Raw genomic sequence first — 16,354 nt, 5'->3', positions numbered from 1 at the left:
CGGCGTCCTTATTCTGCGATGCGCTGTACGAAGCGCGTCCTGACCGACAGCTTCGCCGCGCCGAGGCGCAGCGCCTCGCGGGCAACCTCTTCCGGCACGCCGTCGATCTCGAACATGACGCGGCCCGGCTTCACCCGGCAGGCCCAGTAGTCGACCGCGCCCTTGCCCTTGCCCATGCGGACTTCGGTCGGCTTTCCGGTGACCGGAACGTCGGGGAATATGCGAATCCACACACGGCCGGCGCGCTTCATTTCGCGGGTGATCGCGCGGCGGGCCGCCTCGATCTCACGCGCGGTGACGCGATTCGGCTCCAGCGCCTTCAGCCCGAAACCGCCGAAATCCAGATTGGTGCCGCCCTTGGCAGCGCCGTGGATACGGCCCTTGAACTGCTTGCGGAACTTTGTGCGCTTTGGCTGCAGCATCTTACTTGCTCCAAATTCTCAAATGCGGTCAGGCGTTCTCGCGACGGCGGCCGCCGCTGCGTTCGCCCGCGTGGTCGCCCTCGGTCGCGCGGCGCTCGGAGGCCATCGGGTCGTGCTCGAGGATCTCGCCCTTGAACACCCACACCTTGACGCCACAGATGCCGTAGGCGGTGTGCGCTTCGGCCGTGCCGTAGTCGACATCGGCGCGCAGGGTGTGCAGCGGCACGCGGCCTTCGCGGTACCACTCCATGCGCGCGATTTCAGCGCCGCCCAGACGGCCCGAGCAGTTGATGCGGATGCCTTCCGCACCCAGGCGCATGGCCGACTGCACCGCACGCTTCATGGCGCGGCGGAAGGCGATGCGGCGCTCGAGCTGCTGCGCTATCGACTGGGCGATCAGCGTGGCGTCGGTCTCGGGCTTGCGGACCTCGACGATGTTGAGGTGCGTTTCCGACTTGGTCATCTCGGTCAGCTTGCGGCGCAGCTTCTCGATGTCCGCGCCCTTCTTGCCGATGATGAGGCCGGGACGGGCTGCGTGGATCGTGACGCGGCACTTCTTGTGCGGACGCTCGATGACGACCTTGGAAATGGCGGCCTGCTTCAGTTCCTTCTCAAGATACTCGCGGATCTTGAGGTCTTCGTGCAGCAGCTTGCCGTATTCGCCGGTGTTGGCGTACCAGCGCGAATCCCAGGTGCGGTTGATGCCGAGGCGGAGACCGATCGGATTGATTTTCTGGCCCATTATGCGGCCTCCCCTTTCTCTTCCACTTCACGAACGACGATCGTGAGGTGCGAAAACGGCTTCTCGATGCGGCTGGCGCGGCCGCGGCCACGCGCGTGGAAACGCTTCATGACGATCGACTTGCCGACATAGGCCTCAGCGACGACCAGGGCGTCGACATCGAGGTCGTGGTTGTTTTCCGCGTTGGCGATCGCCGATTCCAGCGTCTTCTTGACGGTGCCGGAGATGCGCTTGCGCGAGAACTCCAGGTCGTTCAGCGCAGTGGCGACCTTCTTGCCGCGGATGAGCGCAGCAACCAGGTTCAGCTTCTGCGGGCTGACGCGGATCGTGCGCAGGACGGCACGAGCCTCGTTGTCAGCAAGCCTGCGCGGAGCTTTGGCCTTGCTCATCGTTACTTCCTCTTCGCCTTCTTGTCCGCGCCGTGGCCGTAATAGGTACGGGTCGGGGCGAACTCACCGAACTTGTGGCCGACCATGTCCTCGTTCACGGAGACCGGGACGTGCTTCTGGCCGTTGTAAACACCGAAGGTGAGGCCGACGAACTGCGGCAGGATGGTGGAGCGGCGGCTCCACATCTTGATCACCTCATTGCGACCGCCTTCACGAACCTTGTCTGCCTTCTTCAGAAGGTAGCCGTCGATGAAGGGGCCTTTCCAAACAGAACGAGTCACTTGGGCTACCTCTTCTTAGCTCTTGCGCTGATGGCGCGAGCGCACGATGAACTTGTCGGTCGCCTTGTTGGACCGCGTCTTCTTGCCCTTGGTCGGCTTGCCCCACGGGGTGACCGGGTGACGGCCGCCGGAGGTGCGGCCTTCGCCGCCGCCGTGCGGATGGTCGACCGGGTTCATGGTCACGCCGCGATTGTGCGGACGCTTGCCGCGCCAGCGCGTGCGGCCGGCCTTGCCGTCGTTGATGTTGCCATGGTCAGGGTTCGAGACGGCGCCGACGGTGGCGAAGCACGAACCGTGCACGATGCGCTGCTCGCCCGAGTTCAGGCGCAGGATCGCCATGCCCTGGTCGCGGCCGACGAGCTGGGCGTAAGCGCCAGCCGAACGGGCGACCTGACCGCCCTTGCCGGGCTTCAGCTCGATGTTGTGGACGATGGTGCCCACCGGCATCGCGGACAGCGGCATCGCATTGCCCGGCTTCACGTCCACGGATTCGCCAGCCACGACCTTGTCGCCTGCGGCGAGGCGCTGCGGGGCCAGGATGTAGGCCAGCTCGCCGTCCTCGTACTTCACCAGGGCGATGAAGGCGGTGCGGTTCGGATCGTATTCCAGACGCTCGACCGTGCCGACGACGTCCAGCTTGCGGCGTTTGAAGTCGATGATGCGGTACGAGCGCTTGTGACCGCCGCCAATGAAGCGCGCGGTGACGCGGCCGAAGTTGTTGCGGCCGCCCGACTTGGTCAGGCCCTCGGTCAGGCCCTTGACGGGCTTGCCCTTGTAGAGGCCCGAGCGGTCGACGATGACCAGCTGGCGGGTGCTCGGCGTTATCGGGTTATAGTGTTTCAAAGCCATTTTCTTGTCCTCGCCGCCCTACTCAGAGACCGGTCGCAACATCGATCGACTGGCCGTCGACCAGGGTCACGATAGCCTTCTTGACGTCGCCCTGACGGCCGGTGGTGCCGCGGAAGCGCTTGACCTTGCCCTTACGGACGAGGGTGTTCACCGCGGTGACCTTGACGCCGAACAGCGCCTCGACGGCAGCCTTGATCTCGGTCTTCGACGCGCTCTTGGCCACGTTGAAGATGATCTGGTTGTGCTCGGACGCCATGGTCGACTTTTCGGTGATCGCCGGCGAGACGATCACGTCGTAGTGACGAAGGTCGGTCATTTGAAGCGCTCCTCGAGAGCCTCGACGGCGGCCTTGGAAAGGACCAGCGTGCCGCGGCGCAGAATGTCGTAGACGTTGATGCCCTGGATGGGCAGCACATCGATGTTCGGGATGTTGGCGGCAGCCCGCTTGAACCCTTGGTCGAGTTCCGCGCCGCCGATGACCAGAGCGTTGGTCAGGCCCAGCGACGTCAGGCTGGCGACCAGCGCCTTGGTCTTGGCATCGGCCAGCTTCAGCTCGTCGATCACGATGATCGAGGACGACTTGGCCTTGGCCGACAGCGCATGCTTCAAGCCGAGCTGACGGACCTTCTTGGGCAGGTCGTGCTCGTGGCTGCGGGCGACCGGGCCGTGGGCCTTGCCACCGCCGCGGAACTGCGGCGCACGCGCCGAGGAGTGACGGGCGCGGCCCGTGCCCTTCTGCTTGTACATCTTGGCGCCGGTGCGCGCGATGTCGGCGCGGCCCTTGGCCTGATGGGTGCCCTGCTGCTTCTTGGCGAGCTGCCAGCGCACGACGCGCTGCAGGATGTCCTCGCGCGGGTCGAGGCCGAAAATCGCCTCCGACAGCGTCACCTTGCCGGCGTCCTTGCCGGCGAGCGTGGTGATCTTGAGGTCCATTATTCAGCTCCCTCTGTGGCCGGGGCCTCGGTCTTGGCGGAGCCGGCGCGGATCGCGGCGGGCTTCGGCGCATTTTCAGGCAGCGCCGACTTCACGGCGTCGCGGACCAGGATCCAGGCGCCCTTGGTGCCGGGAACGGCGCCGCGGATCAGGATCAGGCCGCGGTCGGCGTCGGTCGACACGATCTCGACGTTCTGCGTGGTGATACGGGTGGCGCCCATGTGGCCGGCCATCTTCTTGCCCTTGAACACCTTGCCGGGGTCCTGGCGCTGGCCGGTCGAACCGTGAACGCGATGCGACAGCGAGTTACCGTGGGTGGCACGGCCGCCGCCGAAATTATGGCGCTTCATGACGCCCTGGAAGCCCTTGCCGGTCGAGGTGCCGGTCACGTCCACCTTCTGGCCGGGAACGAAATGCTCCACGGTGATCTCGGCGCCGACGTCGAGCATGTTCTCGGCGGAAACGCGGAACTCCGCGACCTTCGCCTTGGGCTCGACCGAAGCGGCGGCGAAATGGCCGCGCATGGCCTTGGGCGTGTTCTTCACCTTGGCGAGGCCGACGCCGAGCTGAACGGCGGTGTAGCCATTCTTCTCCTGCGTGCGCTGCGCCACGACCTGGCAGTTCTCCATGCGGAGAACGGTGACGGGAACATGCTCGCCGGCATCGTTGTAGATGCGGGTCATTCCCACCTTCTGTGCAATTACACCTGAACGCATCGGTTCATCTTCCTTCAGAGGAGCCATTCGGGCGACAACCCGGCCGGCTCATGTCTTTTCAGGTTTCCCTGTCTTCCCGGCTCGCTCTCAGAGCTTGATCTCGACGTCCACGCCGGCGGCCAGATCGAGCTTCATAAGCGCATCGACCGTCTGCGGGGTCGGGTCCACGATGTCGAGCAGGCGCTTGTGGGTGCGCATCTCGAACTGCTCGCGGCTCTTCTTGTCGACGTGCGGCGACCGGTTGACCGTGAACTTCTCGATCCGCGTCGGCAGCGGGATGGGGCCGCGGACATTGGCGCCGGTGCGCTTGGCCGTGGACACGATTTCCCGCGTCGAGGCGTCGAGCACGCGGTGGTCGAACGCTTTCAGGCGGATGCGGATATTCTGACCGTTCATCTCGTCATTCCTTGTTCTGGCGCGGCGCGGGCGTTGGCCCGCCCGCGACAGATCTCTTGTTCTTCTTCTTACTCGACGATCGCGGCGACGATACCGGCGCCGACGGTGCGGCCGCCTTCGCGGATGGCGAAGCGCAGGCGCTCCTCCATGGCGATCGGCACGATCAGCTCGACGTCCACCGTCACGTTGTCGCCCGGCATCACCATCTCCGTGCCCGCCGGCAGCGTCACGATGCCGGTCACGTCCGTCGTGCGGAAATAGAACTGCGGACGATAGTTGGTGAAGAACGGCGTGTGACGGCCACCCTCCTCCTTGGTCAGGATGTAGGCCTCGGCCTTGAACTTCTTGTGCGGCTTCACCGTGCCCGGCTTGGCCAAGACCTGGCCGCGCTCGACGCCGTCGCGGTCGACGCCGCGCAGCAGCGCGCCGATGTTGTCGCCCGCCTGGCCCTGGTCCAGAAGCTTGCGGAACATCTCAACGCCCGTGCAGGTGGTCTTGGCCGTCGGGCGGATGCCGACGATCTCGAGTTCCTCGCCGACCTTGACCACTCCGCGCTCGACGCGGCCCGTCACCACCGTGCCGCGGCCCGAGATCGAGAACACGTCCTCGATCGGCATCAGGAACGGCTTGTCGATCGGACGCTCCGGCGTCGGAATGTAGGCGTCGACCTCTTCCATCAGCTTGCGAACCGCGTTCTCGCCCAGATCCTTGTTGGAATCCTCAAGCGCCGCCAGCGCCGAACCCTTCACGATCGGAATGTCGTCGCCCGGGAACTCGTACTTCGACAGAAGCTCGCGAACCTCGAGCTCGACCAGCTCCAGAAGCTCCGGATCGTCAACCTGGTCGCACTTGTTCAGGAACACCACGATCGCCGGAACGCCGACCTGGCGGGCAAGCAGAATGTGCTCGCGCGTCTGCGGCATCGGGCCGTCGGCGGCCGAAACCACCAGGATCGCGCCGTCCATCTGCGCCGCACCCGTGATCATGTTCTTCACATAGTCGGCGTGGCCGGGGCAGTCGACATGCGCGTAGTGACGGTTCGGCGTCTCGTATTCCACATGCGCCGTCGAGATCGTGATGCCGCGCGCCTTCTCCTCAGGCGCGGCGTCAATCTGGTCATACGCCTTGAACTCGCCGAAGTACTTCGTGATCGCTGCCGTCAAGGACGTCTTGCCATGGTCAACGTGACCAATCGTGCCAATGTTCACATGAGGCTTCGTGCGCTCGAATTTACCTTTTGCCATGTGAGGTCTCCATTCCTGCTAGCCCGCCAGGGCATTGAACCTAGTTACTGTCGCAACCCTAAGGGATTTAAGCGTATTTCTTCTGGACTTCCTGAGCGACCGCGGTCGGAACCGGCTCGTAATGGTCGAATTGCATCGTGTACTGGGCGCGGCCCTGTGACATCGAGCGCAGGCTGTCCACGTATTTGAACATGTTGGCCAGCGGCACCATCGCGTTGACGACGACGGCGATGCCGCGGGTCTCCTGACCCTGGATCTGGCCGCGGCGGCTGTTGAGGTCGCCGATGACGTTGCCGACGTAATCCTCGGGCGTCACCACCTCGACCTTCATGACCGGCTCGAGCAGCTGCACGCCAAGCTTGGCGGCAGCTTCACGGAAGGCCGCGCGCGAGGCGATTTCGAAGGCCAGCACCGAGGAGTCGACGTCGTGGAAAGCGCCGTCGATGAGGGTCGCCTTGACGCCGATCATCGGGAAGCCGGCGAACGGACCCGACGACATGACGCTGCCGATGCCCTTCTCCACGCCGGGGATGTACTCCTTCGGCACCGCGCCGCCGACGATCTTGGACTCGAACACGTAGTCCTCGCCCTCGGGGTTCGGCTCGAACACGATCTTGACGCGGGCGAACTGGCCCGTGCCGCCAGTCTGCTTCTTGTGCGTGTAGTCCTGCTCGTGGGTGCGGGTGATCGTCTCGCGATACGCGACCTGCGGAGCGCCGACATTCGCCTCGACCTTGAACTCGCGCTTCATGCGGTCGACGATGATGTCGAGATGAAGCTCGCCCATGCCGGCGATGATGGTCTGGCCCGATTCCTCGTCGGTCTTGACGCGGAACGACGGATCCTCGGCCGCCAGGCGATGAAGCGCGAGGCCCATCTTCTCCTGGTCGCCCTTGGTCTTCGGCTCGATCGCGATCTGGATGACCGGCTCGGGGAACTCCATGCGCTCCAGGATGACCGGATGCAGCGGGTCGCACAGCGTATCGCCGGTGGTCGTCTCCTTGAGGCCGGCCAAGGCGACGATGTCGCCGGCATAGGCCTCCTCGATGTCCTGGCGCGAGTTGGCGTGCATCTGCAGCATGCGGCCGATGCGCTCCTTCTTGCCCTTCACGGTGTTGTCCAGAGACGAACCCTTGGCAAGCTTGCCCGAATAGATGCGGGCGAAGGTGAGCGAGCCGACGAACGGGTCGTTCATGATCTTGAACGCGAGCATGGACAGCGGCTCGTTGTCGTCCGCGTGCCGCTCGATTTCCTGCTCGGTCTTGGCGTCGATGCCCTTGATCGCCGGAACGTCGAGCGGCGACGGCAGGTAGTCCACGACGGCGTCGAGCAGAGGCTGCACGCCCTTGTTCTTGAAGGCGGTGCCGCAGAACACGGGATGGAACTTGACCCCGATCGTGCCCTTGCGGATCAGCTTGCGGATGGTGTCGTTGTCCGGCAGGTTGCCCTCGAGATAGTCGTTCATCGCGTCGTCATCCATCTCGACGACGGCTTCGATCATCTTCTCGCGGTATTCCTCGGCCTTCGCCTGAAGGTCGGCCGGAATCTCGACCACGTCCCAGGCGGCGCCCAGTTCCTCGTTGTGCCAGATCAGGGCCTTCATCTCGATGAGGTCGATGACGCCCTTGAAGTCGTTCTCAGCGCCGATCGGCAGCTGCACGGCAACGGCCACGGCGCCGAGGCGCGACTTGATCATGTCCAGGCAGCGGTAGAAATCCGCGCCGGTCTTGTCCATCTTGTTGCAGAAGATCATGCGCGGGACATGGTACTTCTCGGCCTGGCGCCAGACGGTCTCGGTCTGCGGCTCGACGCCGGCGTTGGAATCGAGCAGCGCGATGGCGCCGTCGAGCACGCGCAGCGAACGCTCGACCTCGATGGTGAAGTCGACGTGGCCGGGGGTGTCGATGATGTTGAAGCGGCGCTGCTTGCCGTCGCGACCCTTCCAGAAGGTCGTGGTGGCAGCCGAGGTGATGGTGATGCCGCGTTCCTGCTCCTGCTCCATCCAGTCCATGGTGGCAGCGCCGTCATGGACTTCGCCGATCTTGTGCGACTTGCCCGTGTAGTACAGGATGCGCTCGGTCGTCGTCGTCTTGCCGGCGTCGATATGCGCCATGATGCCGAAATTGCGGTAGTCTTCGATCTTGTATTCGCGGGCCATCGGAGGTGCCTCTTCTGTCTTCTTTCGCGCTTACCAGCGGTAATGCGCGAAGGCGCGGTTGGCTTCCGCCATCTTGTGGGTGTCTTCACGCTTCTTCACGGCGGTGCCGCGGTTGTTGGCCGCGTCCATCAGCTCGCCGGAGAGGCGGTCGACCATGGTGGTCTCGTTGCGGTTGCGGGCGGCGGTGATCAGCCAGCGAATGGCCAGAGCCTGACGGCGCTCGGGACGCACGTCGACCGGAACCTGGTAGGTGGCGCCGCCGACGCGACGCGAACGCACTTCCACATGCGGCGCGACGTTGTCGAGCGCCTGATGGAAGACGGCGACCGGCTCCTGCTTCGTCTTGGCCTGCACCTGGTCGAGCGCGCCATAGACGATGGTCTCGGCCACCGACTTCTTGCCGTCATACATGACGGCGTTCATGAACTTCGTGACCACCAGATCGCCGAACTTCGGATCCGGGTTGATCTCACGCTTATCTGCACTGTGACGACGGGACATGGCTCTTGTCTCTCTTGCCTCGGCACGGCGCATGAACAAAAAGCGCCGAAGCCGGATAAACCCTTACTTCGGACGCTTGGCGCCGTATTTCGAGCGACGCTGCTTGCGGTTCTTCACACCCTGGGTGTCGAGCACGCCGCGGATGATGTGATAGCGCACACCCGGAAGGTCCTTCACGCGGCCGCCGCGGATCATGACCACGGAGTGCTCCTGCAGGTTGTGGCCCTCGCCCGGAATGTAGCCGATCACCTCGAAGCCGTTGGTGAGGCGGATCTTCGCAACCTTGCGCAGCGCGGAGTTCGGCTTCTTCGGCGTCGTCGTGTAGACGCGCGTGCAGACGCCCCGCTTCTGCGGATTCTGCTGCATGGCCGGGACCTTGTTGCGCGTCGCCGGCGCCTGGCGCGGCTTGCGGATCAGCTGGTTGACGGTAGGCATTAAACCCTCTTGTCTCTCAATCTCGTGTCTCGAGCCCGGTCACGGGCGGCTTGCAAGCGCCATTTCCATACGCAAATTCGGGCCCCGAACCGCATCCTTGCGGTCTTGCCCGAACAACTGGCAGAGGAAGCGGAAGCCGCTTCATGCAATCCGGAAATGTCTTTTCGCTCGTAAAACGAACCCTGTTTGAGGCAAACTCCAACGCTCGTCGCATCGGAAAAGCCAGCCTCACATCGGCTCAGACGTCGCGGCTTCTACTCGCAACGCCCCAAATCGTCAACCCCGCCGAGCCAAATATTAAGGTCCGGCCGGGAGATGGCAGCCATGCATGCGGCGCATGCAAGATTGTTTCGCGGCGCCATGCCTGCGTGGAACAAACTGTCCCGCTTTCGACTGTCGCGACGCCCCTCTTCGTGCCAAAAGACGGGTTTGGCAGATATGACCCTCCCGGCCGAAGGAATCAAGCCGTGAACGAAGCTATGAACGACAATGAGGGCGAGCGGCCCGTCATCATCATCACCGGCCGAGTCTGGCGGCGCAAGGGCGGAAAAGCCGAAGGGGTGCATGTGATGCTGGTGGCGCCCGACGACGATTCGGCGGTGCGGCGCGCATTGGAATCACTCGCGGCGGAAGGCTATGCCGAGGCCGAGCTCGACCAGATCGGTGAGATGCAGGGCGCGCCCGACGAGGAACCGCATCTTTCCGCATGGCAAGGCGCGCTGGAAGGCGAGGTCTCGATCGTGACCTTCGATGAGCCCGACTGACAAGCCGAGCGAAAATAGCGAGCGCACCACAAACAAGGAATGCGGCATGACCTCGGCACAACCCATCAGGATCGGAATCGTCGGCGTGGGCAAGATTGTCCGCGACCAGCATTTGCCTGCACTGGCGGCCAGTTCCAACTACAGGCTGGTGGCGGCGGCCAGCCGCCACGGCAAGGTGGACGACATCCCGAATTTTCCCTCCATCGAGGCGATGCTCGAGGCGGTGCCGGAGATCGAGGCCGTTTCGCTGTGCATGCCGCCGCAATTCCGCTACGACGCGGCGCGGCTTGCCCTGGAAGCGCGCAAGCATGTCTTTCTGGAGAAGCCGCCCGGGGCGACCGTCAGCGAAGTGGAGCACCTGAAGACGCTGGCGCGCCGCGAAGGCGTTTCGCTCTTCGCAAGCTGGCATTCCCGCTACGCCCCGGCGGTGGAGGCGGCGCGCAGCTTCCTGGCGTCCAGCCGCATCAGATCCGCGGCCATCAGCTGGAAGGAAGACGTGCGCCGCTGGCATCCGAACCAGGAATGGATATGGACGCCGGGCGGATTCGGCGTCTTCGATCCCGGCATCAATGCATTGTCGATCGCCACGCATATCCTGCCGCCCATGCACATCGCCTCGGCCGAACTGGATTTTCCCGAGAATCGCGATGCCCCCATCGCCGCGCATGTGCTGTTCCGCACCGCCGACGGCATGGACGTGCCCATGGAACTGGACTGGCGCCAGACCGGCCCGCAAAGCTGGGATATCACGGCCGAGACCGACAAGGGCGCGATGCTGCTCTCTGGCGGCGGTGCGCGACTTGCCGTCGATGGCAAGGTGGTGGCCGAAGAGAAAGAGGCGGAATATCCCGAACTCTACCGGCTTTTTGCCGACCTGGTCCGTTCGGGACGGTCGGACGTCGATCTCGCGCCGCTCCAGCACGTGGCCGACGCCTTCATGCTGGGCAGGCGCAATGTCGTGGAAGCATTCCACGATTGAGGAGAAAACTGTCGTCGCCGCCGGCCTACAGCAGGCGGCTGAAAAGCCGCACGAGTTCGCTTTGCCTGTGCGTGTCGGTCTTGTTGAAGATGGCCTTCAGCCGCTGTCGGGCGGTATCGGGAGCGATGCCGAACATCTCGGCAGCTTCCTTCGGCGTATAGCCGAGCGACAGCACCTCACATAGGCGCCGTTCGGCGGGAGTCAGTCCATAGGCGGCGGCGAGGCTGGCCATGCGATCATTCTCCGCCTGCCCGGACAGGTTTCGCAAGATGGCAAGGAAAAGCTGCCGTCGTGAAAACGGCGAAACGCCCCCTGCCCCCCTGGGAAGGCAGTTCACGACGAGCTGATAGGTGCTGTCGGCGGAGAATATCCGCGTCGTCGCGCCCGGTTCCAGATCCTGCGCCAGAAGGCGAAGCGTGTTTCCAAGCCAGCCGTTGACCTCATGCGCCGTGACGGACAGCTTGCCCGAGCGCATGGCAACGATTTCCTGGCTTTGAAATTCCCGCTCGGCCGCCGCGTTGGCCTCGATCACAATCTGATTTTCATCCACGACGCAGGCGATATCGCCGGTGCACGCCACGAGCGCGGCGGCCGACCTTTCCCGATCGATGGTCTGATCGATCAGCCGCGTGGTTTCCATCGACCGGAGCAGCGGCGCCCTGATCCGGTGCAGCAGCTCCGACAACGGCTCGTCGTAGCTTTTGGAACGTTCGACCGAATAGTGCACGCCGACGACGGCGAGGCTTTCCGCCTGCGATTCCAGGATCAGCCCCGTCGCTGCCGCGAGTTCCGGCCTTAGCCAGTCATTGTAGAATTCCGTGTGCTCGAAGCTGCGCGCCGGATAGTCCCTCTCGCTCACGAGAATGGTGCCGGAAAACGCCGCGCGCATCGGCTGCATCCAGGGATTCACGCCATAGTAATATTGCCGATAGCTGGCCTCGACGCCGGGGTCGATGTTGGCCATGCGGTCGTAGCACACGACGTTCCGGCGCAGGTCGACCCGCTGGAACGCCACGCAGGTGCCGGGAAATATGCCGGCAAGGACCTGAACGAAATCGTCCCATGCTCCGGCATCGAATATGGCGCGACCGATCACTTCCCTGACTTCCGCCGCTGCGGCGGTCAAAAACCTGTGGTCGGACCTCGGGTTCTGCACGTCAAAGCCCCCAATGCCGTACATCCGAAAAGAAACATAACACCTCGATCTTTTTTTGCCACCGGGCAAGCCGGCAGTTTGATCGATCTGCGTCTGGAGGGCGGCTTCGGCAGGGAAGCTCGCAAGAAAAAAGACCGCCGGATTGCTCCGGCGGTCCCTGTCTCGCTGGCCTGCTTGTGGCCGGCGCGCTTACTGCGCGGCGGTCACCATGTCGGTCAGCATCGGCTCGGCCGTTTCCGCGCCGGACGCCTTGCGGCGCTCGTCCAGGATCAGTTCGTCGCGATGCGTGGCAATGCGACGGATCTGGCTCATCTGGCCGCCGGTGCCGGCCGGGATAAGGCGGCCGACGATGACGTTTTCCTTCAGGCCCTGCAGCATGTCGGTCTTGCCGGCAACGGCAGCTTCGGTCAGCACGCGGGTCGTCTCCTGGAAGGAGGCGGCCGAGATGAAGGACGGCGTCTGCAGCGAGGCCTTGGTGATGCCGAGCAGCACCGGCTGGCCGGCCGCAGGCTTCTTGCCTTCCTCGATCAGGCGGTCGTTGATCTCGTCGAGCTCGATCACGTCGACATGGTCGCCCGGGATGTAGGTCGAGTCGCCCTGCTCGGTGATCTCCACCTTCTGCAGCATCTGACGAACGATCACCTCGATGTGCTTGTCGTTGATCGACACGCCCTGCAGACGGTAGACCTCCTGGATTTCGTTGACGAGGTAGGAAGCCAGAGCCTCCACGCCCTTGATCGCCAGGATGTCGTGCGGCGCCGGGTTGCCGTCGAGGATGTAGTCGCCCTTCTCGATGACGTCGCCGTCCTGGAGATGGAACGGCTTGCCCTTCGGGATCAGGTACTCCACCGGCTCCAGCGTCGAGTCGTGCGGCTCGATGATGATGCGGCGCTTGTTCTTGTAGTCGCGGCCGAAGCGGACCGTGCCATCGATCTCGGCGATGATGGCGTGATCCTTCGGACGGCGAGCCTCGAACAGTTCGGCAACGCGCGGCAGACCGCCGGTAATGTCCTTGGTCTTGGCGCTTTCCATCGGGATACGCGCCAGCACGTCGCCCGGCTTCACATGCGCGCCCGGCTCGACCGACAGGATGGCCTCGACCGAGAGCAGGAAGCGGGCGTCGCCGCCCTTCGACAGCTTGCCGACCTTGCCCTTCGAGTCCTGGACGACGATCGCCGGCTTGAGGTCCGAACCGCGCGGCGTCGAACGCCAGTCGATGACCTCGCGCTTGGTGATGCCGGTCGACTCGTCGGCCGTTTCCTGCACGGAGATGCCGTCGACCAGGTCCTCGAACTCCACCCGGCCCTCGATTTCGGTGAGGATCGGACGGGTGTAGGGATCCCACTCGGCGATGCGCTGGCCACGCTTCACCTTGTCGCCGTCATCGACATAGATGCGGCTGCCGTAGGTGACGCGGTGCGTGGCGCGCTCCTTGCCGGCCTCGTCGAGGATCAGGATCGCCATGTTGCGGCCCATCACCACGAGGTGACCGTCGGAGTTGCGAACCACGTTGCGGTTGCGGACCTGCACGGTGCCTTCATACGAAGCCTCGAGGAAGGACGAGTCCACCACCTGCGCCGTACCGCCCATGTGGAAGGTACGCATGGTAAGCTGCGTGCCCGGCTCGCCGATCGACTGGGCCGCGATGACGCCGACCGCCTCGCCGATATTGACCGGCGTTCCGCGGGCAAGGTCGCGACCGTAGCAGACGGCGCAGACGCCGGTGCGGACCTCGCAGGTCAGCGCCGAACGGATGCGGACCGTCTGGATGCCGGCCTTCTCGATCTGCTCGACATCGCGTTCGTCCATCAGCTTGCCGGCCTTGACGATCAGATCGCCCGAAACCGGGTGATTGATGTCGTCCAGCGCGGTGCGGCCGAGGATACGCTGGCCGAGCGAAGCCACGATCTGTCCCGCGTCCACGATCGGCTGCATGGTCAGGCCCTTGTCGGTGCCGCAGTCGATGGTGGTGACGATGCAGTCCTGCGCCACGTCGACCAGACGACGCGTCAGGTAGCCCGAGTTCGCCGTCTTCAAGGCGGTGTCGGCCAGACCCTTGCGGGCGCCGTGGGTCGAGTTGAAGTACTCGAGCACGGTCAGGCCTTCCTTGAAGTTCGAGATGATCGGCGTCTCGATGATCTCGCCCGACGGCTTGGCCATCAGGCCGCGCATGCCAGCGAGCTGGCGCATCTGGGTCGGCGAGCCGCGCGCACCGGAGTGCGACATCATGTAGATCGAGTTCATCGGCTTCTGGCGGCCGGTGTCGTCGAACTCGACCGCCTTGATGCGGCCCATCATCTCGTCGGCGACCTTCTCCGAGCACTTGGCCCAGGCGTCGACCACCTTGTTGTACTTCTCGCCCTGGGTGATCAGGCCGTCATTGTACTGCTGCTCATATTCCTTCGCGAGCGCTTCCGTCTCCTCGACCAGCTTGGCCTTGGTGTCGGGAATGAGCATGTCGTCCTTGCCGAACGAAATGCCGGCACGGCAGGCATGGGCGAAGCCGAGCGCCATGATGCGGTCGCAGAAGATGACCGTCTCCTTCTGGCCGCAGTGGCGGTAGACGGTGTCGATCATCTTGGAGATGTTCTTCTTGGTCATCTCCTGGTTGGCGATGTCGAACGGCACATTGACGTTCTTCGGCAGCAACTCGCCGATGATCATGCGGCCGGGAGTCGTGTCGTAGATCTTCGACACTTCCTTGCCTTCCGCATCGACGCCCTTGTAGCGGCCCTTGATCTTGGCGTGCAGGGTGACGGCCCTGGTCTCCAGCGCATGCTGGAGTTCGCCCATGTCGGCGAAGGCCATGCCCTCGCCCGGCTCGTTCTGGTTGACGATCGACAGGTAGTACAGACCCAGCACCATGTCCTGCGACGGCACGATGATCGGTGCGCCGGAGGCCGGATGCAGGATGTTGTTGGTCGACATCATCAGGACGCGGGCTTCGAGCTGCGCTTCCAGCGACAGCGGCACGTGGACCGCCATCTGGTCGCCGTCGAAGTCGGCGTTGAAGGCCGTGCAGACCAGCGGATGAAGCTGGATCGCCTTGCCTTCGATCAGGGTGGGCTCGAACGCCTGGATGCCGAGGCGGTGCAGCGTCGGCGCGCGGTTCAGAAGAACCGGGTGCTCGCGGATCACCTCGTCCAGGATGTCCCAGACCTCCGGACGCTCCTTCTCGACCAGCTTCTTCGCCTGCTTGACGGTGGACGAATAGCCCTTGGCGTCGAGGCGGGCGTAGATGAAGGGCTTGAACAGCTCCAGCGCCATCTTCTTCGGCAGGCCGCACTGATGCAGCTTGAGCTCCGGACCGGTCACGATGACCGAACGGCCCGAATAGTCGACGCGTTTGCCGAGCAGGTTCTGGCGGAAGCGGCCCTGCTTGCCCTTGAGCATGTCGGACAGCGACTTCAGCGGACGCTTGTTGGCGCCGGTGATGACGCGGCCGCGGCGGCCGTTGTCGAACAGCGCGTCCACGGCTTCCTGCAGCATGCGCTTTTCATTGCGCACGATGATGCCCGGCGCGCGAAGCTCGATCAGGCGCTTCAGGCGGTTGTTACGGTTGATGACGCGGCGGTAGAGATCGTTGAGATCCGACGTCGCGAAACGGCCGCCGTCCAGCGGCACCAGCGGACGCAGGTCCGGCGGGATGACCGGAACGACCTTCATGATCATCCATTCCGGACGGTTGCCGGATTCCATGAAGTTCTCGACCACCTTGAGGCGCTTGAGGTACTTCTTCTGCTTCAGCTCGGACGTGGTGGAAGCCAGTTCCGTGCGCAGTTCGCCGGCGATCTTCTCCAGATCCATCGAAGCCAGAAGGTCGTGGATGGCCTCCGCGCCGATCATGGCGGTGAAGCTGTCCTCGCCATACTGGTCGACGGCCATCATGTATTCCTCTTCCGACAGAAGCTGGTGCAGCTTCAGGTCAGTGAGGCCCGGCTCGGTGACGATGTAGTTCTCGAAATAGAGAACGCGCTCGATGTCCTTGAGCGTCATGTCGAGCAGCGTGCCGATGCGGCTCGGCAGCGACTTCAGGAACCAGATGTGGGCGACGGGAGCGGCCAGCTCGATGTGGCCCATGCGCTCGCGGCGCACGCGCGAGAGCGTGACCTCGACGCCGCACTTCTCGCAGATGACGCCCTTGTACTTCATGCGCTTGTACTTGCCGCACAGGCACTCGTAGTCCTTGATCGGACCGAAGATGCGCGCGCAGAACAGGCCGTCACGCTCGGGCTTGAACGTGCGGTAATTGATGGTCTCCGGCTTCTTGATCTCGCCGAACGACCAGGACAGGATCTTTTCCGGGCTGGCGAGCGAGATGCGGATAGAATCGAACACCTGCGCAGGCGCCTGCGGGTTGAAGAGATTCATGACCTCTTGGTTCATGCC

General features: G+C 64.0%; 17 protein-coding genes. 2 read left to right on the top strand and 15 right to left on the bottom strand.

The window, feature by feature from the left end; all coding sequences use genetic code 11:
• Positions 1 to 8: 8 nt before the first annotated feature.
• From rplP to rpsL, 13 genes are all read right to left on the bottom strand, one after another.
• Positions 9 to 422, bottom strand: a complete 414-nt coding sequence (gene rplP, locus QU595_RS06505) for a 50S ribosomal protein L16 (RefSeq protein ID WP_315919965.1) — start codon at positions 420 to 422, stop codon at positions 9 to 11.
• A 28-nt stretch (positions 423 to 450) separates the two neighbouring features.
• Positions 451 to 1,164: a 30S ribosomal protein S3 gene (gene rpsC / locus QU595_RS06500; protein ID WP_315919964.1), complete on the bottom strand. Its 714-nt coding sequence runs from the start codon at positions 1,162 to 1,164 to the stop codon at positions 451 to 453.
• On the bottom strand, positions 1,164 to 1,553 hold the full coding sequence (gene rplV, locus QU595_RS06495) for a 50S ribosomal protein L22 (protein WP_315919962.1): 390 nt from the start codon (positions 1,551 to 1,553) through the stop codon (positions 1,164 to 1,166). Before rplV ends, rpsC begins: the two co-directional genes overlap by 1 nt.
• A 2-nt stretch (positions 1,554 to 1,555) precedes the next feature.
• Positions 1,556 to 1,834 (bottom strand): 30S ribosomal protein S19, encoded by a 279-nt coding sequence (rpsS, locus tag QU595_RS06490; protein WP_035032279.1) that lies wholly within the window; start codon positions 1,832 to 1,834, stop codon positions 1,556 to 1,558.
• Positions 1,835 to 1,849: 15 nt separating this feature from the next.
• Positions 1,850 to 2,683 (bottom strand): 50S ribosomal protein L2, encoded by an 834-nt coding sequence (gene rplB, locus QU595_RS06485; RefSeq protein WP_315919960.1) that lies wholly within the window; start codon positions 2,681 to 2,683, stop codon positions 1,850 to 1,852.
• Positions 2,684 to 2,705: 22 nt separating this feature from the next.
• Complete coding sequence (locus QU595_RS06480) at positions 2,706 to 2,999, bottom strand: 50S ribosomal protein L23 (RefSeq protein ID WP_315919959.1); 294 nt, start codon at positions 2,997 to 2,999, stop codon at positions 2,706 to 2,708.
• Entirely contained in the window at positions 2,996 to 3,616 is a 621-nt protein-coding gene (gene rplD, locus QU595_RS06475) for a 50S ribosomal protein L4 (protein ID WP_315919957.1), read from the bottom strand. The genes QU595_RS06480 and rplD overlap by 4 nt, the downstream gene beginning before the upstream one ends.
• The gene (gene rplC, locus QU595_RS06470; protein ID WP_315919956.1) at positions 3,616 to 4,332 is read right to left on the bottom strand and encodes a 50S ribosomal protein L3; all 717 of its coding nucleotides are present in this window, start codon (positions 4,330 to 4,332) and stop codon (positions 3,616 to 3,618) included. Before rplC ends, rplD begins: the two co-directional genes overlap by 1 nt.
• A gap of 87 nt (positions 4,333 to 4,419) precedes the next feature.
• Positions 4,420 to 4,728: a 30S ribosomal protein S10 gene (gene rpsJ, locus QU595_RS06465; RefSeq protein ID WP_006205468.1), complete on the bottom strand. Its 309-nt coding sequence runs from the start codon at positions 4,726 to 4,728 to the stop codon at positions 4,420 to 4,422.
• Positions 4,729 to 4,796: 68 nt separating this feature from the next.
• Positions 4,797 to 5,972 carry an elongation factor Tu gene (tuf, locus tag QU595_RS06460; RefSeq protein ID WP_315919829.1) on the bottom strand — a complete coding sequence of 392 codons (1,176 nt, stop codon included), beginning with the start codon at positions 5,970 to 5,972 and terminating at the stop codon, positions 4,797 to 4,799.
• Positions 5,973 to 6,039: 67 nt separating this feature from the next.
• Positions 6,040 to 8,130, bottom strand: a complete 2,091-nt coding sequence (gene fusA / locus QU595_RS06455) for an elongation factor G (RefSeq protein WP_315919842.1) — start codon at positions 8,128 to 8,130, stop codon at positions 6,040 to 6,042.
• 30 nt (positions 8,131 to 8,160) lie between these two features.
• Positions 8,161 to 8,631 carry a 30S ribosomal protein S7 gene (rpsG, locus tag QU595_RS06450; RefSeq protein WP_315919841.1) on the bottom strand — a complete coding sequence of 157 codons (471 nt, stop codon included), beginning with the start codon at positions 8,629 to 8,631 and terminating at the stop codon, positions 8,161 to 8,163.
• Positions 8,632 to 8,694: 63 nt separating this feature from the next.
• Positions 8,695 to 9,066 (bottom strand): 30S ribosomal protein S12, encoded by a 372-nt coding sequence (gene rpsL, locus QU595_RS06445; RefSeq protein WP_106775706.1) that lies wholly within the window; start codon positions 9,064 to 9,066, stop codon positions 8,695 to 8,697.
• Positions 9,067 to 9,545: 479 nt separating this feature from the next.
• Between rpsL and QU595_RS06440 the strand changes: the two genes are divergently transcribed.
• Positions 9,546 to 9,830 carry a transcriptional regulator gene (locus tag QU595_RS06440; protein WP_315920743.1) on the top strand — a complete coding sequence of 95 codons (285 nt, stop codon included), beginning with the start codon at positions 9,546 to 9,548 and terminating at the stop codon, positions 9,828 to 9,830.
• Positions 9,831 to 9,876: 46 nt separating this feature from the next.
• Positions 9,877 to 10,809: a Gfo/Idh/MocA family oxidoreductase gene (locus tag QU595_RS06435; RefSeq protein ID WP_315919840.1), complete on the top strand. Its 933-nt coding sequence runs from the start codon at positions 9,877 to 9,879 to the stop codon at positions 10,807 to 10,809.
• Between the two features lie 25 nt (positions 10,810 to 10,834).
• Here QU595_RS06435 and QU595_RS06430 read toward each other — a convergent pair whose 3' ends face one another.
• Positions 10,835 to 11,965: a hypothetical protein gene (locus tag QU595_RS06430; protein ID WP_315919839.1), complete on the bottom strand. Its 1,131-nt coding sequence runs from the start codon at positions 11,963 to 11,965 to the stop codon at positions 10,835 to 10,837.
• A gap of 189 nt (positions 11,966 to 12,154) precedes the next feature.
• Positions 12,155 to 16,351: a DNA-directed RNA polymerase subunit beta' gene (gene rpoC / locus QU595_RS06425; protein WP_315919838.1), complete on the bottom strand. Its 4,197-nt coding sequence runs from the start codon at positions 16,349 to 16,351 to the stop codon at positions 12,155 to 12,157.
• Between the last annotated feature and the right edge of the window lie 3 nt (positions 16,352 to 16,354).

This window comes from Mesorhizobium sp. SP-1A (assembly GCF_032460275.1).
Classification (GTDB): Bacteria; Pseudomonadota; Alphaproteobacteria; order Rhizobiales; family Rhizobiaceae; genus Mesorhizobium.
The sequence above is the reverse complement of the archived record's forward strand: the minus strand, read 5'-3'. Positions and strand labels throughout refer to the sequence as shown.